Consider the following 25,107-nt stretch of genomic DNA (forward strand, 5'->3'; position numbering starts at 1 on the left):
CCGAGCATATCTACAATGCGGGCTCGATGCCCTAGGAGCGGCTCTGCTTCATGGCCTTCCCTCGATGATCAGTCGAGAACTTTGGCCTGCAAGGAGGCAAAAGTCGAGATACAAGGAGCGGCCCCTGCCGGGGCGCCGGACCGGCCGCGATGGGCCGCAAAGCGGCCCTAGAAACTAATCAGCGACACAGCATTCCGAGCGCTGCCAGCTATTTCCATATTCTCCACGCGACTGCGTGTCCCCCAGCCTTGTACTCAAGGCGCCTTGCTGACCCGCCAGACCACGTTGCCCACGTCATCGGCCACCAGCACGCCACCGCGCGCATCGGTGGCCACGCCCACGGGACGTCCCATCGCCTCTTCCTTGTCATTGAGAAAGCCGCTCAGCAGGTCGATCGGCTGACCCTGCGGAGCACCGTGGGCATCGAACGGCACGAACACCACCTTGTAGCCGCTGTGGGGCTTGCGGTTCCATGACCCGTGCTGACCAACCAGGGCGCCGCGTTCGAACGGGGCCGGCAGCACGCCTGGCTGCAGGAAGGTCAGGCCAAGGGAAGCGGTGTGCGGCCCCAAGGCATAATCCGGCACGATCGCCCGCGCCACCTGATCAGGCGCCTGGGGCTTCACCCGCGCATCCACGTGCTGGCCGTAGTAGCTGTAGGGCCAGCCATAGAAGCCGCCACGCTTGACCGAAGTCATGTAGTCCGGCACCAGGTCACTGCCGATCTCGTCGCGTTCGTTGACCACCGTCCATAGCGCACCGCTGCTCGGCTCCCAGGCCATCCCGTTGGGGTTGCGCAGGCCCGAGGCGAACAGCCGTCGCTGGCCGGTGGCACGGTCGACTTCCCAGATCGCCGCACGACCCTGCTCCTGCTCCAGGCCGTTCTCGCCGACGTTGCTGTTGGAGCCGACGGTCACGTAGAGGGTCTTGCCGTCCGGGCTGGCGATGACGTTCTTGGTCCAGTGGTGGTTGAGCGTCCCGGCGGGCAGGTCGGTCACGGTGGTCGCCTCGCCCGTGAGCTGCATGGCGCCGGGGGAATAGTGATAGCGCAGCAGCTTGTCGGTATCGGCGACGTAGAAATCGTTGCCCACCAGCGCCATGCCGAAGGGCGAGTTCAGCCCTTCCAGGAAGGTTGCGCGCATCTCGGCCACACCGTCCTTGTTCTGATCGCGCAACAGGGTGATCCGGTTGGCGCTGGGCACCCCGGCACCGGCACGCTTCATGACCTTCTCCATCACCCAGCCACGCAGGCCACGGGTGTCGTCCGGCTTGGGCGGTGCATTGGTTTCGGCCACCAGCACGTCGCCATTGGGCAGCACGTACAGCCAGCGCGGATGGTCCAGGCCGCTGGCGAAGGCGGTGACCTGGGTGCCGGGCGCTGCATGCGGGGTACTCCCCCGTGGCCAGCCGACGGCGGGCGCGATGTTCACGGTCGGAATCAGGCGTTTGTCCGGCTCGGGCAGTCGCGGCGTGGGCCCCGTCCCGTCGCTGACACTCAGTCGCGCCGCTTCGCCACAACCTCCCAGTCCGACCATCACCAGCAGCATGCCCGCAACCCGTACCTTGCCCATGTCCGTTTCCTCGACCGATGGCTCGCTTGACGTGAGAAGGGTGCTGCGCCAGGAGGTTCCCCGCAAGGGCGCCTGTGGTCGTGTCGGCGCTGGGGTTCGATTGACGCTCCGCCGGCAACCCTCTACCCTTCGCGCTTCGTTTCAGGTGCCCCGCCAGCCATCGCTGGGCAGGGTGAAACTGGGAAGCCGGTGGGCGCCGTCGTGGCGCGAGTCCGGCGCTGCCCCCGCAACGGTAAGCGAGTCGAGATCAGGCAAGGCCACTGGGCGTTCACCCGGGAAGGCGCCTGAGGGCCCCATCGGGCCGCGCGCGAGCCCGGAGACCGGCCTGTCACTGCCAAAACGGCATCACGGAGGGTGATGCGCGGACCCCTGCGAGCCTGTCGCAGCCCCTGCGCGCCCCCGTGAGTCTGTCATTCATCTGTCGCCTGGCGTTCGCCAGACCCCTGTCGCCCGGCGACGGGCCGGCAGCTTGCGGAGAACTTCGATGAACCCATCCCCCGACGAACGCGATCAACGTCACCTGGCGCGCATGCAGCGCAAGAAGGCGATCATCGACGAGCGCATCGCCAACTCGCCCAACCAGTGCGGCCTGCTGCTGGTGCTGAGCGGCAATGGCAAGGGCAAGAGCAGCTCGGCGTTCGGCATGCTCGCCCGGGCCATGGGGCATGGCATGCGCTGCGGCGTGGTGCAGTTCATCAAGGGCCGTCAGAGCACCGGCGAGGAGCTGTTTTTCCGACGCTTCCCGGAGGAGGTGCGCTACCACGTGATGGGCGAGGGCTTCACCTGGGAAACCCAGGACCGCCAGCGCGACATCGCCGCAGCCGAGGCGGCCTGGGCGGTGTCGCGGCAGATGCTGCAGGACCCGGCCGTGCACTTCGTGGTGCTCGACGAGCTGAACATCGCCCTCAAGCACGGTTACCTGGACCTGGATCAGGTGCTGAGCGACCTGCAGGCACGGCCGCCCATGCAGCACGTGATCGTCACCGGGCGCGGCGCCAAGCCCGAGATGATCGAGCTGGCCGACACCGTCACCGAGATGGGTATGGTCAAGCACGCCTTCCAGGCCGGTATCCGCGCGCAGAAGGGCGTCGAACTGTGAGCGACGCGCGCCACTGCCCGGCGGTGCTGATCGCTGCCCCGGCCTCGGGCCAGGGCAAGACCACCGTCACCGCCGCGCTGGCCCGGCTGCACCGCAGCCTCGGACGGACCGTGCGCGTGTTCAAGTGCGGGCCGGACTTTCTCGACCCGATGATTCACGAGCGGGCCAGCGGCGCGCCGGTCTACCAGCTCGATCTGTGGATGATCGGCGTCGAGGAAAGCCGCAGGCTGCTGTGGGAGGCCGCGGGTGAAGCGGACCTGATCCTCATCGAAGGCGTGATGGGGCTGTTCGACGGCACGCCGTCGAGCGCCGACCTGGCACGGCACTTCGGGGTGCCGGTGCTGGCGGTCATCGACGGCACCGCCATGGCCCAGACCTTCGGCGCGCTGGCCCTGGGCCTGGCCCGCTACCAGCCGGACCTGCCGTTCGCCGGCGTGCTGGCCAACCGGGTCGGCAGCCTGCGCCACGCGCAACTGCTCGAAGGCAGCCTGACCGAAGGGCTGCGCTGGTATGGGGGCCTGTCGCGTGAGCGCGGCATCGAGCTGCCCAGCCGTCACCTGGGGTTGGTTCAGGCCAGCGAACTGAACGATCTGGATCAGCGCCTGGATGCCGCCGCCGAGGCCCTGGGCGCCAGCTGCGATGCCGCCTTGCCCCCGGCCGTGCGCTTCGCCGCGCCTGACGCAGTGGTCATCCCGCCGCTGCTGGCCGGGGTACGCATCGGAGTCGCCCGTGACGAAGCCTTCGCCTTCGTCTATGGGGCCAACCTCGACCTGCTGCGGGCCATGGGCGCCGAACTGACCTTCTTCTCGCCGCTGCATGACACGCTGCTGCCTGTGGTCGACAGCCTTTACCTGCCGGGTGGCTATCCCGAATTGCACCATGGCGCGCTGGCGCAGAACACCGCCATGCACGAGGCGATCCGTGCGCACCACGCCGACGGCAAGCCACTGCTGGCCGAGTGCGGCGGCATGCTCTACCTGCTCGAGGCATTGACCGACGTGGCCGGCCAGCGCGCCGACCTGCTGGGGCTGCTGAGCGGCGAGGCGGTGATGCAGAAGCGTCTGGCGGCCCTGGCGCTGCAGACCGTCGACTTGCCCGAAGGCGCCCTGCGCGGGCACACCTACCACCATTCCCTGACCGAGACGCCGCACACGCCGATCGCGCGTGGCCATAGCCCCAACGGCGGGCGCGGCGCCGAGGCAGTGTACCGGCTGGGCAGGCTGACCGCCTCCTACGTGCACTTCTACTTCCCGTCCAACCCGGAGGCGGCCGCCGCGCTGTTGCGACCATGAGCGAGCATGCCTTCAGCGAGGCCGACCGGGCAGCGGTCTACCGGGCCATCGGTGAGCGGCGCGACATGCGTCACTTCATCGGGGGCACGGTCGAGCCGGCCGTGCTCGCCCGGCTGCTGGCGGCGGCGCACCAGGCGCCGAGCGTCGGGCTCATGCAGCCCTGGCGTTTCGTGCGCATCACTGACTCGGCCTTGCGCGTGCGCATCCAGGCCCAGGTCGAGGACGAACGCCAGCGCACCGCCCACGCCTTGGGCGAGCGCGGTGAGGACTTCATGAAGCTCAAGGTCGAGGGCATCAACGACTGCGCCGAGCTGCTGGTGGCCGCCTTGATGGACGGGCGCGAGGAGCACGTGTTCGGGCGCCGGACCTTACCCGAGATGGACCTGGCCTCGCTGGCCTGTGCCATCCAGAACCTCTGGCTGGCGGCGCGTGCCGAAGGGCTCGGCATGGGCTGGGTGTCGCTGTTCGACCCGCACGCCCTGGGCGAGCTGCTGGGCATGCCGCCGGGCGCCAAGCCGGTCGCGGTCCTGTGCCTGGGGCCAGTCGAGGCCTTCTATCCGGCGCCGATGCTGGCGCTGGAGCAGTGGGCACAAGTGCAGCCGCTGGAGACCCTGGTGTTCGAGAACCGTTGGGAGCAGCGCCCATGAGCATCGCCTTGCTGACCGTGATCGGCGTCGCCCTGGACGCCCTGCTCGGCGAGCCACGTCGCCGCCATCCGCTGGTGGCCTTCGGGCGCCTGGCGGTGCGTCTGGAAAAACGCCTCAATGCCGGGGGCCGTGGCTGGCGCAGCCATGGGGTGAGCGCCTGGTGCCTGGCCGTGCTGCCCCTGACGCTGGTGGCGTTGGTGCTGTCCTGGCTGCCGGGTATCGGCTGGCTGGTCGATGCGCTGGCGCTGTACTGCGCGCTGGGCTTGCGCAGCCTGGGCGAGCACGTGCTGCCGGTGGCCACGGCCCTGCGCCGGGGCGACCTGGAGGAAGCACGGCGACGCGTGAGCTACCTGGTCAGCCGCGAGACGGCCGAGCTGGACGAAACGGCGGTGGCCCGCGCGGCGACCGAATCGGTGCTGGAGAACGGCAGCGATGCGGTGTTCGCCGCGTTGTTCTGGTTCATCGTCGCCGGCGCGCCGGGCGTGGTGCTGTACCGACTGAGCAATACCTTGGATGCCATGTGGGGGTACCGCAACGCGCGGTTCGAGCGCTTCGGCTGGGCAGCGGCGCGCATTGATGACGGCCTCAACTACCTGCCCGCGCGCCTGGTGGCGCTGACCTACGCCGTGCTGGGCAAGACCCGCCTGGCCCTGCGCTGCTGGCGGCGACAGGCCCCGACCTGGGACAGCCCGAACGCAGGCCCGGTGATGGCGGCCGGCGCCGGCGCGCTCGGCGTCGCGCTGGGCGGTCCGGCGATCTACCATGGCCAACTGCACGAGCGTCCCCCCCTGGGGCAGGGACCGGCTGCCGATGCCGGGTCCATCGAGCGCGGCTGGGCACTGGTGAGCCGTGGGGTATGGCTGTGGTTGCTGGTCATCTGCCTGGCGGGTTACCTGGGGTGAACGAACGCGTGTCTGCTCAAGCGATGGCGGAGCGTCGCCACCGCGATCGCTGGCAAGCCAGCTCCCACACCCGTAGTCACACCGCGGTGGAGCAGGCCATCGCAGTTCAAAGTAGGAACGACACCTGCCGGAGCCGGACGCTGTCGTCGAACCCATCAAGCAATGCCCAGGCAACCTGTGGGGGGCTTGCCCGCGATGGCGCCCGTGAAGCCCTGTCGGCCTCACCGATACAGCGGCACGTTCAAGTTAGCGTGATACGTGGCACACACTTTCCTCCATCACCGACAGCGCCCCACGGCGCACCAGAGAGGCATCAGGTTTGATAGAACATGGCGGACGGTTGCTCGGCGCGGTGCGCCGCTACGGGATCGCGCGCGAACACTGGGTCGACCTGTCCAGCGGCATCGCCCCCTGGCCTTTCGCGATTCCGGCCATCGGGCCGGAGGCCTGGGCTCGCCTGCCGGAAACCGAGGATGGCCTCGAACAGGCCGCACGGCGCTATTACGGCGCCCAGTCGCTGCTCGCCACGGCGGGCTCCCAGGCCGCGATCCAGGCCTTGCCCGGTTTGCGTCCGCGCGGCCGCGTGGGCGTGCTGTCGCCCTGTTACGCCGAACACCCCCATGCCTGGACCCAGGCTGGCCATCAGGTCGTGCCTCTGGGCGCCGAAGAGGTCGATGGCGCCCTGGACGACCTGGACGTCCTGTTGCTGGTCAGCCCCAACAACCCCACTGGCCTGCGCCTGTCCCGCGAGCGTCTGCTCGGCTGGCATGCGCGCCTGGCCAGGCGTGGTGGCTGGCTGGTGGTGGACGAGGCCTTCATGGACAATACGCCCGCCGACAGCCTCGTCGACCAGACCGGGCAGCCGGGGCTGATCGTGCTGCGCTCGTTCGGCAAGTTCTTCGGCCTGGCCGGCGTGCGCCTGGGCTTCGTGATGGCCGAACCGACGCTGCTCGAGCGCCTGGCCGAGGTGCTCGGCCCCTGGACGGTCAGCGGCCCGGCACGGGTGGTCGGGCAGGCCTGTCTGAGCGACACCGCTGCCTGCCGTGTGCAGACCGAGCGTTGTGCCGCAGCCGGCCACCGCCTGGCGACGCTGCTCACGGCGGCGCGGCTCGCGCCCTCGGGCGGCTGTGACCTGTTCCAGTACGTCGCCACGCCCGAGGCCGCCCGGTTGCACGACCATCTGGCCCGGCAGGGTATCCTCGTGCGGCTGTTCGAGCATCCGGCGGCCGTGCGCCTGGGCCTGCCGGCCGAGGACGTCCACTGGCAACGCCTGAGCGAAGCTCTGCACGCCTTTCCACCGTCGATCGAAGAGAACCAGACATGACCACGCTGATGGTGCAAGGCACCACCTCCGATGCCGGCAAGAGCACCTTGGTCACCGCGCTGTGCCGCTGGCTGCTGCGCCAGGGCGTCGCGGTGGTGCCGTTCAAGCCGCAGAACATGGCGCTCAACAGCGCCGTCACCGCCGAAGGCGGCGAGATCGGTCGCGCCCAGGCCGTCCAGGCCCAGGCCTGCCGGCTGGCGCCGCACACCGACATGAACCCGGTGCTGCTCAAGCCCAACAGCGAAACCGGCGCCCAGGTGATCATCCATGGCCGGGCCGTCACCAGCATGAACGCAGTGGCCTACCACGGCTACAAGGCCATTGCCATGCAGGCCGTGCTGGCGTCGCACCAGCGGCTGAGCGACGCCTACCCGGTGGTCATGGTCGAAGGCGCCGGCTCGCCCGCCGAGATCAACCTGCGCGCCGGCGACATCGCCAACATGGGCTTCGCCGAAGCCGTGGACTGCCCGGTGATCCTGGTCGCCGACATCCACCGTGGCGGGGTCTTCGCCCATCTGGTCGGCACGCTCGAGCTGCTCTCGCCCAGCGAGCAGGCACGCGTGCAGGGTTTCGTCATCAACCGTTTCCGTGGCGACATCGCCTTGCTGCAACCCGGCCTGGACTGGCTCGAGCAGCGCACCGGCAAACCGGTGCTCGGCGTGCTGCCGTTCGTCAGCGACCTGCACCTGGAGGCCGAAGATGCCGTGGATGCGCGCCAGGCACCCAAGCACGGGCGCCTGCTCAAGGTGATCGTGCCGGTGCTGCCGCGCATCAGCAACCACACCGATTTCGATCCCCTGCGCCTGCACCCGCAGGTCGACCTGCACTTCATCGGGCCGGGTGAGCCGATTCCTGCCGCCGACCTGATCATCCTGCCGGGCTCCAAGAGCGTGCGCAGCGACCTGGCGCAACTGCGCGAGCGTGGCTGGGCGCAGGCACTGGCGCGTCACCTGCGCTACGGCGGCAAGGTGATCGGTGTCTGTGGCGGGTTGCAGATGCTCGGCCAGGCCGTGCACGACCCGCTCGGGCTGGAAGGCCCGGCCGGCACCAGCCCCGGCCTGGGGGTGCTGGACTACGAGACCGTCCTGGAGGCCGACAAGCAGTTGCGCAACGTCACCGGCGTCCTGCACCTGGACGCCGTGCCGATCGAGGGCTACGAGATCCATGCCGGCGTGACCACAGGTGCGGCCCTGGCGCGTCCGGCCGTGCGCCTGGCCGATGGCCGCTGCGACGGCGCCGTGAGCGACGACGGCCAGGTCCTGGCCACCTACCTGCATGGCCTGTTCGAAAGCGAACGCGCCTGCGCTGCGCTGTTGCGCTGGGCCGGCCTGGAGACGGTCGAGGCCTTCGACTACCACGGCCTGCGCGAGCGCGACATCGAACGCCTGGCCGACCTGGTCGACCAGCACCTGGACATTGCGCGCCTGCGCGCCCTGTGTGGAGTGGCCTGAATGCGTCACCTGATCCTGGGCGGCGCCCGTTCCGGCAAGAGCCGACTGGCCGAGCGCCTGGCCACCGACAGCGGCCTGCCGGTGACCTACATCGCCACCAGCGAACCGCTCGACGGCGAAATGTCAGCACGCGTGCGCCTGCACCGCGAGCGCCGCCCCGATACCTGGGGCCTGATCGAGGAACCCCTGGCCCTGGCCGCGACCCTGCGCGCCTTGGCGGCCCCCGATCGCTGCCTGCTGGTCGATTGCCTGACGCTGTGGCTGACCAACCTGCTGATGCTCGACGACCCCGAGCGCCTGGCGCGCGAGCGCGATGCGCTACTCGACTGCCTCGACACCATGCCTGGCGTGGTGCTGCTGGTCAGCAACGAAACCGGCCTGGGCGTGGTGCCCATGGGCGAGCTGACCCGGCGCTATGTCGACGAGGCCGGCTGGCTGCACCAGGCGATCGCCGAACGGTGCCAGCGCGTGGTGCTCACGGTCGCTGGCCTTCCTCTCTTGCTCAAAGGACCTGCTTTATGATGCACCCCTGGTGGCGCGATGCCTGCCAACCCGTCGACACTGCCGCCATGACCCAGGCGGCCGAGCGGCAACGCCAACTGACCAAGCCTGCCGGCGCCCTTGGCCAGCTCGAGACCCTGGCGATCCGCCTGGCCGGGCTGCAAGGGCGTGAGCGCCCGCACCTGGAGCAGGTCGCCATCACGGTCTTCGCCGGTGACCACGGCGTGGTCGCCGAGGGCGTCTCGGCCTACCCGCAGTCGGTGACCGGGCAGATGCTCGGCAACTTCGTCGCCGGCGGCGCGGCGATCAGCGTGCTGGCGCGCCAGTTGCAGGCCCAGCTCGACGTGGTCGACCTCGGCACCGTGGACCCGGCGCTGACGCTGCCCGGTGTGCGTCATCTGCGCCTGGGCACCGGTACGGCCAACTTCACCCGTCAACCCGCGATGACCGAGGTGCAGATGAATGCTGCCCTGCAGGCGGGCCGCGACAGCGCCGAGCGGGCTGCCCAGGCGGGGACGCAGCTGTTCATCGGTGGCGAGATGGGCATCGGCAACACCACCGCCGCCGCCGCGCTGGCCAGCGCCTTGCTCGGCTGTGAGGCGGCCGCCCTGAGCGGCCCTGGCACGGGCCTGGACGAAGCCGGTGTGCGCCACAAGGCCGAGGTCATCGAACGGGCGCTGGCCTTGCATGCGGTGGATGCCCAGGATCCCTGGCGTGCGGCTGCCTGCGTCGGCGGCTTCGAGCTGGTCGCCCTGGCCGGGGCGTACCTGGCCTGTGCGCAACGGGGCATCGCCGTGCTGGTCGATGGTTTCATCTGCAGCGTGGCGGCGTTGCTCGCCGTGCGCCTGAACCCGGCCTGCCGCCCGTGGCTGCTGTTCGCCCACCAAGGGGCTGAGCCGGGACATCGGCAAGTGCTCGAAGCGCTCGAGGCCGACCCCTTGTTGGCGCTCGGCTTGCGCCTGGGGGAGGGCAGTGGCGCCGCGCTGGCCGTGCCCTTGTTGCGCCTGGCCTGTGCCTTGCACGCCGACATGGCCACCTTCGCCGAAGCCGCCGTGGCGGATCGTTCGGCATGAGGCTCGACCTGTTGCGTCACGGGCAGACCGAACTGGGCGGCGGGCTGCGTGGCAGCCTCGACGATGCCTTGACCGAACAGGGCTGGGCGCAGATGCAGGCCGCCGTCGCCGATGCCGGCCCATGGGACGTGGTGGTCAGCTCGCCCTTGCAGCGCTGCGCCCGCTTCGCCGAGCCTCTGGCCCAGCGGCTGAACGTGCCCTTCGCCCTGGAGGCAGACCTGCGCGAGCTGCACTTCGGTGACTGGGAGGGTCGCAGTGCCGCCCAGCTGATGGAGACCGACGCCGACGCCCTGGGGGCTTTCTGGGCCGACCCGTATGCCTTCACGCCGCCCCGGGGCGAGCCGGTCGAAGCCTTCGCCGAGCGGGCCCTGGCCGCACTTGGCCGGTTGCGCGCGCGCCATGCTGGGCAGTCGGTGCTGCTGGTCACCCATGGGGGCGTCATCCGCCTGCTGCTGGCCCGCGCGCGCGGGCTGCCACGGGAGCAGTTGCTGCAGGTCGAGGTGCCCCATGCCAGCCTGTCGCGGCTGCATGTGGACGCCGATGGCGCCTTGCGCGAGGAGGCCTGAGATGCTGCCGTTCTGGATCGCCTTGCAGTTTCTCAGCAGCCTGCCGGTCACCTTGCCCGGCATGCCGACACCCAGGCAACTGGGCCGCTCGCTGCTCTGGTACCCGGTGGTCGGGGCCGTGTTCGGGGGCGTGCTGTGGCTGGCCAGCCAGGCGCTGGGTGGCACGCCTGCATACCTGCACGCTGCCCTGCTGCTCAGCGTTTGGGTCATGCTCAGCGGCGCCCTGCACCTCGATGGCCTAGCCGATAGCGCCGATGCCTGGCTAGGCGGCTTCGGCGACCGCGAGCGCACCCTGCGGATCATGAAGGATCCGCGCAGCGGGCCGATCGCGGTGGTGACCCTGGTGCTGGTGCTGCTGCTCAAGTTCTGTGCGCTGCTGGCACTGATCGAGCAAGGCGATCGCCTCGGGCTGCTCGTGGCCCCGGTGATCGGGCGCGCCGCGCTGCTGGCGCTGTTCCTGTGCACGACCTATGTACGCCCGGGTGGACTGGGCGAGGCCTTGGCGCAGCATTTGCCAGTCAGACAAGGGTGGTGGGTGCTGGGGACGAGCGCACTGGCCTGTCTGCTGTGCCTGGGCAGTGCCGGCATCATGACACTGTGCCTCGTGCTGGTCGCCTTCCTGGGCATGCGCGCCGCCATGATGCGTCGCCTGGGCGGTACCACCGGCGACACGGCCGGCGCGTTGCTCGAGTTGCTGGAAGCGGTGGTGGTGGTCGGATTGGTGCTGTGAGTCGCCTTGCTTTGGGGAAGCTGACAGATTCCGTGGGCCTTGCCAAATGCTGATGTGGGCCCTGGCGGGCCCAATCGCGGCACGGGGGCCGCTCACCCCGTAGCCACACCGCGGTGTTGCAGGTTATCGCGGTTACCTGTGGGAGATTCTGTGGTTTTTGCCGAATGCTAATGTGGCCCCTGGCGGGCCCATCGCGGCCGGTCCGGCAGGGGCTGCTCACACCCATAGCCCCACCGCAGTGTTGCAGGTCGCCGCGGTCACCTGTGGGAGCAGCCCCAGTGCCGCGATTGGGCCCGCAGGGCCCATAAAATCAGCCACCGGATGAATCAGGCATACCTGTATCGTGCCGCCATACGCTCGCTTGCCGCTTGCCGCTTCCTGCTTTGAAACGCCTAGCAAAATTTTCCCCTGTGCTCCCCCTCGGCCACCCTCGTAAAATCGCCGCTTCCCCAGGCCAAGGAAGCCCCATCATGATGCGTCGATTTCTCCTCGCCTGCCTGCTCGCGCTCGGTATCCCGTCGCTCCAGGCCGCTGACCTGATCGATTTCTGGGATACCCCCCGCTACGGCGGCAACAGCTTCAACCGTCTCCCGCCCGACCAGGCCTATTTCGATGCGCTGCGTGACTACGGCGCGACGTGGGTACGACTCTCCTACGACAAATGGCAACCCGCTCGACGCGACATGCTGTTGGGCGATGCCGACCAGTACCAGGGGCTCGAACCCGCCGACCTGCAGCAGCTCCGCTCCGCCCTGGACCGTGCGCACCGCGCTGGCCTGAAAGTCGTGATCGCCCCGCTGTCCTTGCCCGGCATGCGCTGGTCGCAGAACAACGGTGGCGTGTTCGACGATCGTCTCTGGCAGGACAAGGCCTGGTGGAACCAGGCGGCTGCCTTCTGGCGGGACTTGGCCGCGGCGCTCAAGGACCATCCGGCCGTGGCCGCCTACAACCTGATCAACGAACCCGCGCCCGAGAAGCAGGACGGGCTGCCCGAGCATGCCACGCTCGAACGCATGAAGCGCTGGTACGCCACGCGTCAGGGCAGCAGCCGGGACCTGCCAGCGTTCTACCGCCACGTGCTGGCGGCAGTGCGCGAGGTCGACCCGTTGACGCCGGTGATGCTCGATGCAGGCTGGTACGCGGCCGCCGACGCGTTCGACTACTGGCCGAACGCACTGGACGATCCGCGGGTCCTTTACAGCGTGCACATGTACGAGCCCTATTCGGCGACCAGCGCGCCGAACCTGGCCAGGGCCAAGCCGTTCAGCTATCCCGGCAAAGTCCCTTTCGCGGGCCGCCAGGTGCACTGGGATGCGTCGCACGTGGCTGCTTACCTGCGCCGGCCAGTCGACTGGGCCGACGCCCATCAGGTGCCGCGCTCGCGCCTGGTGGTCGGGGAGTTCGGCTGCATGCGCCGTCTGCCGGGTTGCCGTCAATACCTCGAGGACGTGTTGACGGTGCTCGACGAGCAGCGCGTGCATTGGGCGTTCTACAGTTTCCGCGAAGACAGCTGGGACGGCATGGATTACGAACTGGGCCAGGCCAAGGTGCCTTGGCGCTACTGGCAAGCCATCGACGCAGGTCGACCCGACCCGCTGACGCGCAAGGCCACGGCAGCGTTCGAGCCCATTCGGCAACGTCTGGCCCAACAGGCCGAAGAGGGGTGAAGCCGTTGCCGAGCGGGAGAATCACGCACGGTCGGGCATAAGCCGCTACGCTCCACGTTCAGGAATGTTCGGCAGGAGAACGCACATGCAGGCACGTTGGTGGATCGTCCCATTATTGGCGCTTTCGGCACTCAGTCCCACCTGGGCGCAGGAGTGTCCTGCGCTGCTTCAAGGCAGCGTGCCCGAATTGCGCGGCAAGGGTCAGATCGATTTATGCGAACGGTACGCAGGCAAACCGCTGGTGATCATCAACACGGCCAGCTACTGCGGCTTCGCCCCGCAGTTCGAAGGATTGGAAGCGGTGTACCAGCATTACCACGCCCAGGGCCTGGAGATGCTTGGCGTGCCGTCCAACGACTTCAAGCAGGAAGACAGCGACAGCGAGAAGACCGCCAAGGTCTGCTATGCCAACTATGGCGTGACCTTCACCATGACCAAGGCCCAGCCGGTGCGGGGCAGCGATGCGATCCCACTGTTCGCCGAACTGGGGCGCCAGAGCAGCGCACCCAAGTGGAATTTCTACAAGTATGTGGTGGACCGTCGGGGCAAGGTGATCGGCAGTTTCTCGAGCCTGACCAAGCCGGACGACGAAGCCTTCAAGGCCGCCATCGAAAAGGCCATCGCATCGCCCGTCTTGTAAGTCGCCCGAACGACCACGGCGCCCTGTCCAGGCCGGACAGGGCGCCGTGGTCACACGCGTGGATCAGAAACGGTAGGTCAGCGAAGCACCGACGGTGTGCGCGCTGTTTTCATACTTGGCGCGGTAGGCACCTTTGGTGGAGCTGACCAGGTTGACCTTGGCGTCCTCTTCCCACAGGTAGGAGTAGGCCACGTCGATGGTCATGTCGTCGTTCGGGCTCCAGCCAGCGCCCAGGCTGACCATCTTGCGATCGCCGGTCGGGATGCGCGGGGAGCGATCATGGTTGTTGGTCGGCGACTGGTCGACGGTGAAGCCGCTGCGCAACGTCCATTGCTTGTTCACCTTGTAGGCGGCGCCGATGGCGTGCGACCAGGTGTCATGCCAGTTCTGCTCTTCGGTGATGGTGGCGAACGGCGAGCCGGCCAGCGGCGCTGGCACGTCGTTGTTCACGATGATGTGCTCCAGACGGCTCCAGCGTGTCCAGGTGCTGCCGGCGTACAGGGTCCACTGGTCGTCGAGCGCGTGGGTCACGGACAGGTCGACCGATTCCGGCGTCTTGATGTTCAGGTCGGCGTCGAACTTGCTGCCACTGAACGGGCCGATGGCCGTGGAGCTCACCTTGGTCTTGCCCTCGAGCGTGTAGTCGACCATCGAGTGGTAGGTCAGGCCGACGCGGGTGCGGTCGGTCGCCTGGACCAGCAGGCCCACGTTGTAGCCGACGGCGGTGTCGTCGCCCTTGATCTTGACCTCGCCGTCGTTGCGGCCGGGGCTGCGTGAGTTGAGCAGGTTGGACCCCAGCTCGCCCCGGATACGGTTGAAGGTCGGGCCGACACCGATCGAGACCTTGTCGTTGAAGGCGTAGCTGATGGTCGGCTGGAAGGTGATGACCTCGACGTGGCTCTTCTTGCCCCAGTAGCGTGCCGCGTCGTCGCTGCCGTAGTCGGTGACCAGGCCGAACGGCACGTAGACCCCGAAGCCCACGGTCCAGTGATCGTCCAGGGGCTTGACGTAGTAGCCCATGGGCACGGCGACGACCGGTACCATGTCGCCGTCGGTTTCCCCGCCAAAGGTGCTTCGGCCACTGATGTCGGACTTGGCGAAGATGCCCGCGGCACCCACGGTCGCCTGCGCGCGCTTGAGCTGCGACATGCCGGCAGGGTTGCCGTAGATGGTGCTTGCGTCTTCGGCAGAGGAAGAACGACCCGCGAAACCTACCCCCATGCTGCTGATGCTCTGCTCATTGAGGGCAAAGCCGTTGGCCAGCAGGTGCCCGGATGCCAGGGCGACAGCCAGACCGAGGGAGGTGTTGAGCATTGCTTTTTTCATTATTAGAACTCCTTGGGATCTCCGAGGCGGAACGCTACCAACATTTTGCACAGGGCGCTATAGGCGAGTTTTAAGGAGTTAGACAGGTTTTGTAGGACAATCTAACTGCTTTGTAAGACAAAACCAGAATGCTGTGTAGGAGTTTTCAAGAGGCCAGGGAAACACCCGGATCGACGCAGGCCTGCCACGCCATCGTGAAGTCGCGCAGGCGTCCCTGAGGGTGGAAGGTCCGGCGCCACAAGCGCGCCATGCCCATCAGGTCATGCGCCGCCGGCAAGGGCGTTGCCTGAGCCTCGATCAGCATCCAGGCGATCGCCGTGGCGTAGCGCAGGTTGACCGTCAGTTCGAGGTGCGGTCCGCGCAGGAACGCATGCTGGCTGGCCAACCCGCGCACCAGGCTGGCCAGGTCGGGGTCGGCTGCCAGGTAGGTGTCCCAGAGGTCATGGTGACGCAGCGCGCTGATACGGTAGAGGCCATGGCCACGTCGGTCGCACAGACCTGCACCCAATGCAGACTGGCTGGCCGCAACGCCCAGTAACAAAGCTTCTGCAGATACCGTGTGGCGCCCCAGGTATTCGAGGGTGGGGCGGATCACATGAACACTCAACTCGGTCGCGGCGAATACCATGGTGCCCTCGCGTGTCAGAGAACCGACGGGGCCGGGCGCTTGGCAGCGAATGGATCACAGCCGGACCCGCCGAAAGCGGCCTGGGCCGCTCGAGTTGAAGTGTAGTGTGATGAGGCTGAGGTAAAGGACTGTTTTTAAATCGATTGCAGCCTGAAGAAGCCGTGCATATGCCCGCCAGCGATTAGCCCGGCCGAGTGACCGGGCATTTCTTCATGTGCGATCAGGGTAGACGCGAACGCGATCACGCCGTGATGGACTGGCGCGTGCGGTCGATGACCGCCTGCAGCGTGCCGGCACGGTTGTACTGTTCAGGGTACAGACGCTCGCTGTGGCAGGCGATGCCGTGTTCGTCGACCAGCGTGAAGCTGAAGCTGCCGTTGCGCGGGGCCACGATCAGGCACTTCATCGGTGCGAAGGCTTGGGACAGGGCGCCGATGGCGGTTTGGAACTGATGATGCGTATTCATATTATTGGATGTCCTGCAATTGACACGGATTCGAACCGTGCACGATGAAAACGTTCCAGTGGCGCCAGGAATTAGGGAAAGGCGCAGAACCCGTCTGGAACAGAGCAGCCAGGCGAGGCGCATGATAGGAGCGCTGGGCTGACTGGTAGGTACTTGAGGAGGCAGGCAACACACGGGAACGAGGTTCAAGAACGCCCGGTGCAGGTCCTGATCAATCCGAGAGGTGATTCGTGCTGGAGCAGCGAAGCTGCCGAGTGAACCATCCGAGGAGTCGGTGCAGCCAGGTAGAAGGTTCGAGTGTCGAACGCCTGGTCAGCGGCCTTTTGATTTTTCAGCTTGGGTACTAACGATCGCCACACTACACAAGAGCGGTCGCGGATGCAAGCGATTTGTTGACCCTCTGGCAAGCCGACCATTATGGCCATTCATCGGGTGGATGGGAAGGGGGCTTCGACCTCGAAATGCGGCAAAAGTGCTAAGGAGCGTTTGGGATATAGCGATCTTGGGCAGGTTGTACACAAGGTGTTTGGCGTGAGGGTACAGCTCGTCTGAACGCGCTTGCCCAGGGCAGATGCACTGCTGCGAACGTTAAGTCAATGAAAAAAAACACTAATTTGAACTGGTGAAAAAAACGCCAGTTTGTCTGGAGGGCCCATTCCACAAGGGTTTGAGCGGTTGTCCAAGAGGTTGTCCACCGAGTTATCCACAGCTTCTGTGGATTGTGCGCGTCGCAGGCTCTAGCACGAGGCTGTCTGAGAAGGGGCCATTGTCTGACAATCAAGAGGGCAATAATCCGTGTTATTACCGTTCGTCTGAAATGCAGGCGGAAATAAAATTTTCAGCATGTGTCGAGTCCTCATCAGGCGCCCATTCGAAGAAAAAGGCGTAGAGTGGCGCGCCCCATGTCCGCCCCAACGCTTGCGCATATGTTTCAAGGCAAAAAAACCGTCTCGCCTGGCCCAGGATCTGCCGAACCCGTACCGGGCAAACGCTTTACGCTCAAGGTAGCACTGTGGCTGCTCGACAGTCCTCGTCTGGGCCGCAAGCCTCGCATCAAGCACCTCGCCGGACGGCTGCTCAAGCAGCCTGCCCGCCAAGGCGTCGTCGTGGCGCAAAGTCGCCTGGGCCAGATGCTGTGCCACGAGTGCGGCAGTGCACGTGACCGCCGCATGGGCCACGAACTGCTGCGTCAGGCGGCCCGCTCCGGCGACCCCCAGGCCCAGTTCGAATACGGCCGTCTGTGCGCCGATTCGCCCGACCTTTCGCCCGAGCGTGCGCGACATTGGCTCGAGTTGGCCGCGGCGCAAGGCTCTCCCGAAGCCGGCCCCCTGCTCAGGCGCCTGTTTCCCGACTGAAGCTCTGGCCGCCGCGGCCTGATAAGCTCGTGCGCACTTCTACGCACAGCACCGGGAAACATCATGACAGTGGATCTGGCCAGCATCCTGCTTGGCATCGTGGCGGCGTCCATACCCGGCCTGGCCTGGGTGTTCCGGGCGCAGCGTCAGGCAACCGTGCAGCAAGCGGCGCTGTCGCTGGCCGAAGAGCGCCTGCTCAGCGCCCAGCTGGCCCAGGAAGGCTTGCAGGCGCAACTGGATGCCTGTCGCGACGAGGTCAGTGACCTCAGCGAAGCCAACGCGCTCAAGCAGGCCAGCCTGGCCGCGCAGCAACGGGAAGTGGAACTGCTGCAGGTCGAGCGCGACAATGCCCGCGACGCCGCCCATGCCTGGAACCTGGAACGCACCGCCCGCGAAGCCGAACTGCGGCGCCTGGAGTCGAGGGTCGCCGGGCTGGAGGCTGAGTTGCGCGAGCAGCAGGAAGGCCACACGCAGCGCCTCGAGGACCTGCAGGATGCCCGTGACACCTTGCGTGCGCAGTTCGCCGACCTGGCGACGCGCATCTTCGACGAGCGTGAGCAGCGCTTCGCCCAGACCAGTCAGCAGCACCTGGGGCAGTTGCTCGACCCGCTCAAGGAACGCATCCAGGCCTTCGAAAAGCGCGTGGAGGACAGCTACCAGCAGGAGGCGCGCGAGCGCTTCTCGCTGGCCAAGGAGCTCGAGCGCCTGCAGCAGCTCAACCAGCGGTTGTCCGACGAGGCCACCAACCTGACCCAGGCGCTCAAGGGCCAGAAGACCCAAGGCAACTGGGGCGAACTGATCCTCGAGCGGGTGCTGGAGCACGCCGGCCTGGAGAAGGGCCGCGAGTACCACACCCAGGTCAGCCTCAAGAGCGCCGACGGCGAACGCTACCAGCCCGACGTGCTGATCATGCTGCCCGGCGACAAGCAGGTGGTGGTCGATGCCAAGGTCAGCCTGACCGCCTACCAGCAGTACGTCAGCGACCCGGATGGCGAGCGGGCGCAGGCTGCGCTCAAGCAGCACGTGCAGTCGCTGCGCGCTCATGTCAAAGGGCTGTCCGGCAAGGACTACAACCGCCTCGAAGGGCTGCACAGCCTGGATTTCGTGCTGCTCTTCGTGCCCATCGAGGCGGCCTTTTCAGCCGCCCTGCAGGCCGAGCCCAACCTGTTCCAGGAGGCGTTCGACCGGCAGATCGTGATCGTCAGCCCGACCACCTTGCTGGCCACCCTGCGGGTCATCGACAGCCTGTGGAAGCAGGAGCGCCAGACTCAGAACGCCCGCGAGATCGCCGAGCGGGCCGGCTGGCTGTACGACAAGTTCGTGCTGTTCATCCAGGACCTGGACGAGCTGGGCAACCGCCTGCAGCAGGTGGACAAGGCCTATGCCGCCGCGCGCAACAAGCTGTGCGAAGGTCGCGGCAACCTGGTCAGCCGCAGCGAGCAGCTCAAGCTGCTCGGGGCGCGGGCCAGCAAGAGCCTGCCCAGCGAGCTGCTGGAGCGGGCGATGAGCGATGCCACCGTCACTGAACCAGGTTCAGATACCGATTGAGCAGGGCGCGCAGCGCCGCCGGCTTGACCGGCTTGGGCAGGAAGTCCAGGCCGGCGGCATGCACCTGGGCGACCATCTCGCTGCGGTTGTCGGCGCTGATCACCACCCCTGGGACGGGTTCGCCCAGGCACGTGCGCAGCCAGGCCATCAGGCCGATGCCGGTTTCGCCGGCATCCAGGTGGTAGTCGACCAATGCCAGGTGCGGCCGATGGCCGTCGTCGAGCAGAGCCTGGCAGGCCGTACGATCCGGCGCGGTCCAGACCTGACAGCCCCAGCGCGTGAGCAAGCTGCTCATGCCGATCAGGATGCTGGTTTCGTTGTCCACGCACAGCACCCGCAGGCCAGCCAGGGGTTGCCCGGCCTGCTCCGGCGTGGCGACCGGTGCGGCGGCCGTGCGGCTGATGGGGACCTGCACGCGAAACACGCTGCCCTTGCCCGGCCAGGAGCGCACTTCAAGACGGTGGCCCAGCACCCGGCACAGGCCGTCAGCGATGGCCAGCCCTAGGCCCAGGCCTTTTTCGGCGCGCGTCTGGTGGCTGTCCAGGCGCTTGAACTCCTGGAAGATCACCTGCAGCTTGTCGTCGGCGATGCCCGGCCCGCGGTCCCACACCTCGAGCCACAGGTGCTCGCCGCTGCGCCGTGCGCCCAGCAGGATCGGACTCTTGCCATAACGCAGGGCATTGGTCAGGAAGTTCTGCAGGACCCGGCGCAGCAGCTTGACGTCGCTGTGCACCCGCAGGCGGCTGCCCCTGAGCCGGAAGTCCAGGCCCTTTTCCGCAGCCAGGGCGGCGAACTCGGCGCCCAGCATGTCGAACAGGTCGTGCAGGGCGAAGGGCTTGGCGTCTGGGGTGATGCGGCCGTTTTCCAGGCGCGAGATGTCCAGCAGGTCGCTGATCAGCTCTTCGGCCGAACGCAACGAGCTGTCCATGTGGCCGACCAGTTGCCGGGCCTCCTCCGAAAGATGCTCGTCCTGCTGGGACAGCGCGGCCGAGAACAGCCGCGCCGCGTTGAGCGGTTGCATCAGGTCATGGCTGACGGCGGCCAGGAAGCGCGTCTTGGACTGGCTGACCGCTTCGGCGTGGCTCTTGGCCTCGCTCAACGCCTGGTTGAGCTGCGACAGCTCGTGGGTACGCTCGGCGACCCGTTGCTCCAGACGCTCGTTGGCGTCCTTCAGGGCCTGCTCGGCCTCGCGGAACGGCGTGATGTCGGTGAAGCTCATGACGAACCCGCCGCCCGGCATCGGGTTGCCGATCAGCTCGATGACCCGGCCGTTGGGGAACAGTCGCTCGGAGGTGTGCGCACGGCCCTGGCGCATCCAGTGCAGACGCCGGGCGACATGCACCTGGGCCTCGCCGGGGCCGCACAGGCCGCGCTCGGCGTTGTAGCGGATGATGTCGGCGATCGGTCGACCCACGGCGATCAGCCCGTCCGGGTAGTTGAACAGCTCCAGGTAGCGTCGGTTCCAGGCCACCAGGTGCAGGTTCTGATCGACCACGCTCAGGCCCTGGTTGATGTTCTCGATGGCGCCTTGCAGCAGCGCCCGGTTGAACTGCAGCACTTCGGAGGCTTCGTCGGCGATGCGCACCACGTCCTCGAGCTGCATGTCGCGGCCTTCGATGGCTGCCTTGACCACGGCGCGTGTGGACGAAGTGCCAAGCACCCCGGCCAGCAGCCGTTCGGTGTGCTCGATCCACTCGCCGTCGGCGTTCTGGTTGGGGTTGAAGCCCTTGCTCTGACGGTAGGCGAACCGGATGAAGCTCTGCCGCGCGCGTTCCTCGCCGACGAAGCGCGAGGCCAGGTTGAGCAGGTCGTCGATCTGCACCGCCAGCAACGTGCGGCTGCCGGGTCGGGCATTGGTCTGCTGACCGATGAAGCGCCCGGCCTGCCAGTGCTCGGACACCCGCGTGCGCGAGAGCACCGAGACCCAGGCGAACAGCGTGAAGTTACCGGCCAACGACAGCACCACGCCCTGGGTCAGTGGCGAGATCGGCAGGTTCAGCGGGTTGCCGTGCAGCCAGGCCAGGCCCGGGAACAGCGTGAGCGACCAGCCCAGGCTGTGGGCGGCAATCGGCAGTACCAGGGTGTAGAACCAGAGGAAGGTGCCGGCGGCCAAGCCCGCGAACACGCCGCGACGGTTGGCCTGTTTCCAGTACAGTGCGCCGATCATCGCCGGGGCGAGCTGGGTCACCGCGGCAAAAGCGATCTGGCCGATGGTCGCCAGGCTCGCGGTGGAGCCGAGCAGGCGGTAGCTGACGTAGGCCAGCAGCAGGATCACCACGATGGTGACGCGGCGTACCGAGAGCATCCAGTGGCGGAAGGCCTCGAAGGGGCGCTCGGCATTGTTGCGCCGCAGCAGCCAGGGCAGCAGCATGTCGTTGGAGACCATGGTCGACAGCGCCACGGCCTCGACGATCACCATGCCGGTGGCCGCCGACGCCCCGCCGATGAACGCCAGCAGCGCCAGGCTCGGGTGGGCCTGGGCCAGGGGCAGGCTGATGACGAAGGAGTCCGGCAGCAGGCTGCCGGGCAGCAGCATCTGCCCGGCCAGCGCGATGGGCACCACGAACAGCCCGGCCAGGGCCAGGTACAGCGGGAACACCCAGCGTGCCAGGCGCACGTCCTGCGGCTCGATGTTCTCCACCACGGTGACGTGGAACTGCCGCGGCAGGCAGATGATCGCCATCATCGCCACCCCGGTCTGCACGATCATCGACGGCCAGTTGACGGTTTCTTGCCAATACCCCTGCAGCTGGACGGACTGTCGCGCCTGGCTCAGCAGGTCGTCGAAGCCATCGTAGAGGTTGAACACCACGAACACCCCCACCGCCAGGAACGCCAGCAGCTTGACCAGGGACTCGAAGGCGATCGCCAGCACCATGCCCCGGTGGTGCTCGGTGACGTCGAGGCTGCGGGTGCCGAACACGATGGCGAACAGGGCCAGCACCAGCGAGACCACCAGCGCGGTGTCCTGGACGCGGGTGCCGGTGGCGTCGGCACTGGCGCCGATCAGCAGATTCACGCCCAGCACGATGCCCTTGAGCTGCAGGGCGATGTAGGGCAGCACCCCGACCAGGCAGATCAGCGCCACCACCACCGCCAGTGCCTGCGACTTGCCGTAGCGCGCGGCGATGAAGTCGGCGATGGAGGTGATGTTCTCCTGCTTGCTGATCAACACCATCTTCTGCACCACCCAGGGCGCGAGCATCAGCAGCAGGATCGGTCCCAGGTAGATCGGCAGGAACGCCCACAACTGCTCGGCGGCCTGGCCGACCGCGCCGAAGAACGTCCAGCTGGTGCAGTACACCGCCAGCGACAGGCTGTACACCCACGCACGCAGGCGCGGCGGCAGCGGCGTGCTGCGGCGATCGCCATAGAAGGCGATGGCGAACATGACGGCCATGTAGGCCAGGGCGACCAGAGCGATCAGCCCGCTGGACAACGACATGAAGACTCCGCGACAAGAAGAAGGCCCATTCTCGGTCGGGCAGTCTGGCATGCCGCTTCACGTTCGTCAGCGCCGACCAAGGTCGCAGCCGGGAGCTGCAAGCCACAAGCTACAAGTCACAAGTCACAAGCCACAAGCCACAAGCCACAAGCTACAAGTCACAAGTCACAAGTCACAAGTCACAAGCCACAAGCCACAAGCTGACGGTAGTGCGATGAGTCATGTGTCCACAGGACATCGAAGCGGCACTGACACTCTGGCTTGCAGCTTGCAGCTTGTCGCCCCCCGCCAACCCTTGTAGTTTGCGCGATGACAAAGCCATCAGGTACAAGGACGATGAGTCACCCCTCGCAATTCGCGCTGCTCGGCAAACGGCGGTTCCTGCCGTTCTTCGTCACCCAGTCGCTTGGCGCCTTCAACGACAACCTGTTCAAGCAGTCGCTGATCCTGGCGATCCTCTACAAGCTCAGCCTGGAAGGCGACCGTTCGATCTGGGTCAACCTCTGCGCCTTGCTGTTCATCCTGCCGTTCTTCCTGTTCTCGGCCCTGGCCGGGCAGTTTGGCGAGAAGTTCGCCAAGGACCGCCTGATCCGCGTGATCAAGCTGGCCGAGATCGTGATCATGGCCATCGGTGGCGCCGGCTTCGTCACCGGGCACCTGACCCTGATGCTGGTGGCGCTGTTCGCCATGGGCACCCATTCGGCGCTGTTCGGCCCGGTGAAGTATTCGATCCTGCCCCAGGCCCTGCGCGAGCAGGAGCTGGTGGGTGGCAACGGCCTGGTGGAAATGGGCACGTTCCTGGCGATCCTGGCCGGGACCATCGGGGCCGGGGTGATGATGTCGTCCGCCTCCTATGCCACGGTGGTTGCCGGCGGCGTGGTGGGCACGGCGGTGCTGGGCTACCTGGCCAGTCGCTGGATCCCGACGGCGCCCGCCGCCGAGCCGGGGATGAAGCTCGACTGGAACATCGTCAGCCAGTCCTGGGCCACCCTGCGCCTGGGGCTCGGCCAGACGCCGGCGGTGTCGCGCTCGATCGTCGGCAACTCCTGGTTCTGGTTCGTCGGGGCCATCTACCTGACGCAGATCCCGGCCTACGCCAAGGACTGGCTGCACGGCGACGAGACCGTGGTGACCCTGGTGCTGACGCTGTTCTCCATCGGCATCGCGCTCGGCTCGCTGCTGTGCGAGCGGCTCAGCGGACGCAAGGTCGAGATCGGGCTGGTACCGTTCGGCTCGTTCGGCCTGACGCTGTTCGGCCTGTTGTGGTGGTGGCATTCGGGCGACGTGCCGCGTGCCGACGCCCCCTACGACTGGCTCGCCCTGCTGTCGCTCGGCCAGGCCTGGTGGATCCTGCTGTCGATCGTCGGCCTGGGCGTGTTCGGCGGTTTCTACATCGTGCCGCTGTATGCCCTGATCCAGTCACGCACGCCCGAGCGCCAGCGCGCCCGGGTGGTCGCCGCCAACAACATCCTCAATGCCTTGTTCATGGTGGTCTCGGCACTCGTCACCATCGTGCTGCTGAGCGTGGCCGAGCTGAGCATCCCGCAGCTGTTCCTGGTGGTCTCGCTGCTCAACATCGGCGTCAACGCGTACATCTTCAGCATCGTCCCCGAGTTCACCATGCGCTTCATGATCTGGCTGCTCGGCCATGCGATGTACCGGGTCGAACACCGCGACCTGCAGCGCATCCCCGACGAAGGGGCGGCATTGCTGGTGTGCAACCACGTGTCCTACGTCGACGCGCTGCTCATGGCCGGCGCCGTACGGCGGCCGATCCGTTTCGTCATGTACTACAAGATCTACCGTCTGCCGGTGCTGCACTTCATCTTCCGCACCGCCGGAGCCATCCCCATCGCCGGACGCGGCGAGGACGAAGCCACCTATGAGCGGGCCTTCGCCCGCGTCGCCCAGTACCTGGCCGAGGGCGAGCTGGTGTGCATCTTCCCCGAGGGCAAGCTGAGCACCGATGGCGAAATCGATGCGTTCAAGGGCGGCATCAACCGGATCCTGGCCGACACGCCGGTGCCGGTGGTGCCGCTGGCCTTGCAGGGGCTATGGGGCAGTTTCTTCAGCCGCGATCCGAACAAGGGGCTGTTCAAGCGGTTCTGGTCGCGAGTGACCCTGGTGGCTGGTGAGGCGGTGCCGGCCGAAGCGGCGAAGCCCGGCGTGCTGCGCGACAAGGTCGCCGCCTTGCGCGGCGACCTTCGCTGAGGCGGGCAGGGGAGGTCAGCTCGCGCTGACCTTCAGGCCGATCAGCCCGGCGACGATCAGCGCGACGCTGAGCAGGCGTACCAGGGCCATGGACTCGCCGAACAGCAGGATCCCGGCGATCACCGTGCCCACCGCACCGACGCCGGTCCAGATCGCATAGGCCGTGCCCAGCGGCAGCTCCTTCACCGCCAGGCCCAGCAGCCCCAGGCTCACGGCCATGGCGGCAACTGTCAGCACCGTAGGCAAGGGGCGGGTGAAGCCATCGGTGTACTTGAGCCCGACGGCCCAGCCCACTTCGAACAGGCCCGCGAAAAACAGAATGATCCAGGACATGGGGTTACCTCCATTCACACACGGATGGGGCCGTCCCCGAAACGTCACGCCAGGCGTCGTAAGGCCGTCCTTACCGTGGCTGCATGCTGCACAAGGCGGATGTTTCTGGCAAGTGGGGCGCGGAGGCCATCGCTGGCTTTCGTGAGGTGGCGGTGGGGGGTAGGTTCGCCTGAAGGAGGGGGTGCGCTGATTGTATGGGCTTGCAGGCCCAATCGCGGCACAGGGGCCGCTCCTATGTATGGACTCGCCTACATTGTCTACCCGCTTTTCCTGCTGTTTTGAACAAAGGGACCCGGTTGCATCTATGTATTAGGCCTATTCGAGGAGGCGGT

At 67.0% G+C, this 25,107-nt stretch carries 21 protein-coding genes and 1 riboswitch; of the genes, 15 read left to right on the forward strand and 6 right to left on the reverse strand.

The window, feature by feature from the left end; genetic code table 11:
* Positions 1-254: 254 nt before the first annotated feature.
* A complete protein-coding gene (locus G7007_RS20125) occupies positions 255-1,571 on the reverse strand; it encodes a PQQ-dependent sugar dehydrogenase (protein ID WP_181104602.1) in 1,317 nt (438 codons plus the stop codon).
* Between the two features lie 126 nt (positions 1,572-1,697).
* Positions 1,698-1,914: riboswitch (cobalamin riboswitch) on the forward strand.
* Positions 1,915-2,055: 141 nt separating this feature from the next.
* On the opposite strand from G7007_RS20125, the gene cobO reads away from it, so the two are divergent.
* From cobO to G7007_RS20185, 12 genes are all read left to right on the forward strand, one after another.
* Positions 2,056-2,670, forward strand: a complete 615-nt coding sequence (gene cobO, locus G7007_RS20130; RefSeq protein WP_181104604.1) for a cob(I)yrinic acid a,c-diamide adenosyltransferase — start codon at positions 2,056-2,058, stop codon at positions 2,668-2,670.
* A complete protein-coding gene (locus tag G7007_RS20135; protein ID WP_181104606.1) occupies positions 2,667-3,962 on the forward strand; it encodes a cobyrinate a,c-diamide synthase in 1,296 nt (431 codons plus the stop codon). The genes cobO and G7007_RS20135 overlap by 4 nt, the downstream gene beginning before the upstream one ends.
* On the forward strand, positions 3,959-4,609 hold the full coding sequence (gene bluB / locus G7007_RS20140) for a 5,6-dimethylbenzimidazole synthase (protein WP_181104608.1): 651 nt from the start codon (positions 3,959-3,961) through the stop codon (positions 4,607-4,609). The genes G7007_RS20135 and bluB overlap by 4 nt, the downstream gene beginning before the upstream one ends.
* The gene (gene cbiB, locus G7007_RS20145) at positions 4,606-5,511 is read left to right on the forward strand and encodes an adenosylcobinamide-phosphate synthase CbiB (protein ID WP_181104610.1); all 906 of its coding nucleotides are present in this window, start codon (positions 4,606-4,608) and stop codon (positions 5,509-5,511) included. The genes bluB and cbiB overlap by 4 nt, the downstream gene beginning before the upstream one ends.
* 319 nt (positions 5,512-5,830) lie before the next feature.
* Entirely contained in the window at positions 5,831-6,835 is a 1,005-nt protein-coding gene (gene cobD, locus G7007_RS20150) for a threonine-phosphate decarboxylase CobD (protein WP_181104612.1), read from the forward strand.
* Positions 6,832-8,286, forward strand: coding sequence for a cobyric acid synthase (locus G7007_RS20155; protein ID WP_181104613.1), 1,455 nt, complete (start codon positions 6,832-6,834; stop codon positions 8,284-8,286). Before cobD ends, G7007_RS20155 begins: the two co-directional genes overlap by 4 nt.
* On the forward strand, positions 8,287-8,808 hold the full coding sequence (gene cobU / locus G7007_RS20160) for a bifunctional adenosylcobinamide kinase/adenosylcobinamide-phosphate guanylyltransferase (RefSeq protein WP_181104614.1): 522 nt from the start codon (positions 8,287-8,289) through the stop codon (positions 8,806-8,808).
* Positions 8,805-9,860 carry a nicotinate-nucleotide--dimethylbenzimidazole phosphoribosyltransferase gene (cobT, locus tag G7007_RS20165; protein ID WP_181104615.1) on the forward strand — a complete coding sequence of 352 codons (1,056 nt, stop codon included), beginning with the start codon at positions 8,805-8,807 and terminating at the stop codon, positions 9,858-9,860. Before cobU ends, cobT begins: the two co-directional genes overlap by 4 nt.
* Positions 9,857-10,426, forward strand: coding sequence for a histidine phosphatase family protein (locus G7007_RS20170; RefSeq protein ID WP_181104616.1), 570 nt, complete (start codon positions 9,857-9,859; stop codon positions 10,424-10,426). The genes cobT and G7007_RS20170 overlap by 4 nt, the downstream gene beginning before the upstream one ends.
* Before the next feature lies 1 nt (position 10,427).
* Positions 10,428-11,156, forward strand: coding sequence for an adenosylcobinamide-GDP ribazoletransferase (locus tag G7007_RS20175; protein ID WP_181104617.1), 729 nt, complete (start codon positions 10,428-10,430; stop codon positions 11,154-11,156).
* A 473-nt stretch (positions 11,157-11,629) separates the two neighbouring features.
* A complete protein-coding gene (locus G7007_RS20180; RefSeq protein WP_181104632.1) occupies positions 11,630-12,823 on the forward strand; it encodes a glycoside hydrolase family 5 protein in 1,194 nt (397 codons plus the stop codon).
* Between the two features lie 85 nt (positions 12,824-12,908).
* Positions 12,909-13,463: a glutathione peroxidase gene (locus G7007_RS20185; RefSeq protein WP_181104618.1), complete on the forward strand. Its 555-nt coding sequence runs from the start codon at positions 12,909-12,911 to the stop codon at positions 13,461-13,463.
* 63 nt (positions 13,464-13,526) lie between these two features.
* Here G7007_RS20185 and G7007_RS20190 read toward each other — a convergent pair whose 3' ends face one another.
* From G7007_RS20190 to G7007_RS20200, 3 genes are all read right to left on the reverse strand, one after another.
* A complete protein-coding gene (locus tag G7007_RS20190) occupies positions 13,527-14,789 on the reverse strand; it encodes an OmpP1/FadL family transporter (RefSeq protein WP_181104620.1) in 1,263 nt (420 codons plus the stop codon).
* A gap of 145 nt (positions 14,790-14,934) precedes the next feature.
* Positions 14,935-15,417 (reverse strand): hypothetical protein, encoded by a 483-nt coding sequence (locus tag G7007_RS20195; RefSeq protein ID WP_181104622.1) that lies wholly within the window; start codon positions 15,415-15,417, stop codon positions 14,935-14,937.
* 241 nt (positions 15,418-15,658) lie between these two features.
* The gene (locus G7007_RS20200; protein WP_060394666.1) at positions 15,659-15,883 is read right to left on the reverse strand and encodes a hypothetical protein; all 225 of its coding nucleotides are present in this window, start codon (positions 15,881-15,883) and stop codon (positions 15,659-15,661) included.
* 926 nt (positions 15,884-16,809) lie between these two features.
* Here G7007_RS20200 and G7007_RS20205 point away from each other — a divergent pair.
* Together G7007_RS20205 and rmuC are read left to right on the forward strand one after the other, a co-directional pair.
* Positions 16,810-17,238 carry a tetratricopeptide repeat protein gene (locus G7007_RS20205; RefSeq protein WP_181104624.1) on the forward strand — a complete coding sequence of 143 codons (429 nt, stop codon included), beginning with the start codon at positions 16,810-16,812 and terminating at the stop codon, positions 17,236-17,238.
* Positions 17,239-17,415: 177 nt separating this feature from the next.
* On the forward strand, positions 17,416-18,786 hold the full coding sequence (rmuC, locus tag G7007_RS20210; protein ID WP_181104634.1) for a DNA recombination protein RmuC: 1,371 nt from the start codon (positions 17,416-17,418) through the stop codon (positions 18,784-18,786).
* Here the strand turns inward: rmuC and G7007_RS20215 are convergent.
* Positions 18,758-22,231 (reverse strand): hybrid sensor histidine kinase/response regulator, encoded by a 3,474-nt coding sequence (locus G7007_RS20215; RefSeq protein WP_181104626.1) that lies wholly within the window; start codon positions 22,229-22,231, stop codon positions 18,758-18,760. The genes rmuC and G7007_RS20215 overlap by 29 nt on opposite strands.
* Positions 22,232-22,567: 336 nt before the next feature.
* On the opposite strand from G7007_RS20215, the gene G7007_RS20220 reads away from it, so the two are divergent.
* Entirely contained in the window at positions 22,568-24,442 is a 1,875-nt protein-coding gene (locus tag G7007_RS20220) for an MFS transporter (RefSeq protein WP_181104628.1), read from the forward strand.
* A gap of 15 nt (positions 24,443-24,457) precedes the next feature.
* Here the strand turns inward: G7007_RS20220 and sugE are convergent, their stop codons facing one another.
* Positions 24,458-24,775, reverse strand: coding sequence for a quaternary ammonium compound efflux SMR transporter SugE (gene sugE, locus G7007_RS20225; RefSeq protein WP_181104630.1), 318 nt, complete (start codon positions 24,773-24,775; stop codon positions 24,458-24,460).
* Positions 24,776-25,107: the final 332 nt, after the last annotated feature.

Origin of the sequence: Pseudomonas entomophila (assembly GCF_013523125.1) — a bacterium.
Lineage (GTDB): Bacteria > Pseudomonadota > Gammaproteobacteria > Pseudomonadales > Pseudomonadaceae > Aquipseudomonas > Aquipseudomonas entomophila_B.

Bases quoted from the DNA above. Each gene is read 5' to 3' on its own strand.
- G7007_RS20125 (WP_181104602.1), bottom strand. From the start codon at position 1,571: ATGGGCAAGGTACGGGTTGCGGGCATGCTGCTGGTGATGGTCGGACTG.
- cobO (WP_181104604.1), top strand. From the start codon at position 2,056: ATGAACCCATCCCCCGACGAACGCGATCAACGTCACCTGGCGCGCATG.
- bluB (WP_181104608.1), top strand. From the start codon at position 3,959: ATGAGCGAGCATGCCTTCAGCGAGGCCGACCGGGCAGCGGTCTACCGG.
- cbiB (WP_181104610.1), top strand. From the start codon at position 4,606: ATGAGCATCGCCTTGCTGACCGTGATCGGCGTCGCCCTGGACGCCCTG.
- G7007_RS20155 (WP_181104613.1), top strand. From the start codon at position 6,832: ATGACCACGCTGATGGTGCAAGGCACCACCTCCGATGCCGGCAAGAGC.
- cobU (WP_181104614.1), top strand. From the start codon at position 8,287: ATGCGTCACCTGATCCTGGGCGGCGCCCGTTCCGGCAAGAGCCGACTG.
- cobT (WP_181104615.1), top strand. From the start codon at position 8,805: ATGATGCACCCCTGGTGGCGCGATGCCTGCCAACCCGTCGACACTGCC.
- G7007_RS20170 (WP_181104616.1), top strand. From the start codon at position 9,857: ATGAGGCTCGACCTGTTGCGTCACGGGCAGACCGAACTGGGCGGCGGG.
- G7007_RS20175 (WP_181104617.1), top strand. From the start codon at position 10,428: ATGCTGCCGTTCTGGATCGCCTTGCAGTTTCTCAGCAGCCTGCCGGTC.
- G7007_RS20180 (WP_181104632.1), top strand. From the start codon at position 11,630: ATGCGTCGATTTCTCCTCGCCTGCCTGCTCGCGCTCGGTATCCCGTCG.
- G7007_RS20185 (WP_181104618.1), top strand. From the start codon at position 12,909: ATGCAGGCACGTTGGTGGATCGTCCCATTATTGGCGCTTTCGGCACTC.
- G7007_RS20190 (WP_181104620.1), bottom strand. From the start codon at position 14,789: ATGAAAAAAGCAATGCTCAACACCTCCCTCGGTCTGGCTGTCGCCCTG.
- G7007_RS20195 (WP_181104622.1), bottom strand. From the start codon at position 15,417: ATGGTATTCGCCGCGACCGAGTTGAGTGTTCATGTGATCCGCCCCACC.
- G7007_RS20200 (WP_060394666.1), bottom strand. From the start codon at position 15,883: ATGAATACGCATCATCAGTTCCAAACCGCCATCGGCGCCCTGTCCCAA.
- G7007_RS20205 (WP_181104624.1), top strand. From the start codon at position 16,810: ATGTTTCAAGGCAAAAAAACCGTCTCGCCTGGCCCAGGATCTGCCGAA.
- G7007_RS20215 (WP_181104626.1), bottom strand. From the start codon at position 22,231: ATGTCGTTGTCCAGCGGGCTGATCGCTCTGGTCGCCCTGGCCTACATG.
- G7007_RS20220 (WP_181104628.1), top strand. From the start codon at position 22,568: ATGAGTCACCCCTCGCAATTCGCGCTGCTCGGCAAACGGCGGTTCCTG.
- sugE (WP_181104630.1), bottom strand. From the start codon at position 24,775: ATGTCCTGGATCATTCTGTTTTTCGCGGGCCTGTTCGAAGTGGGCTGG.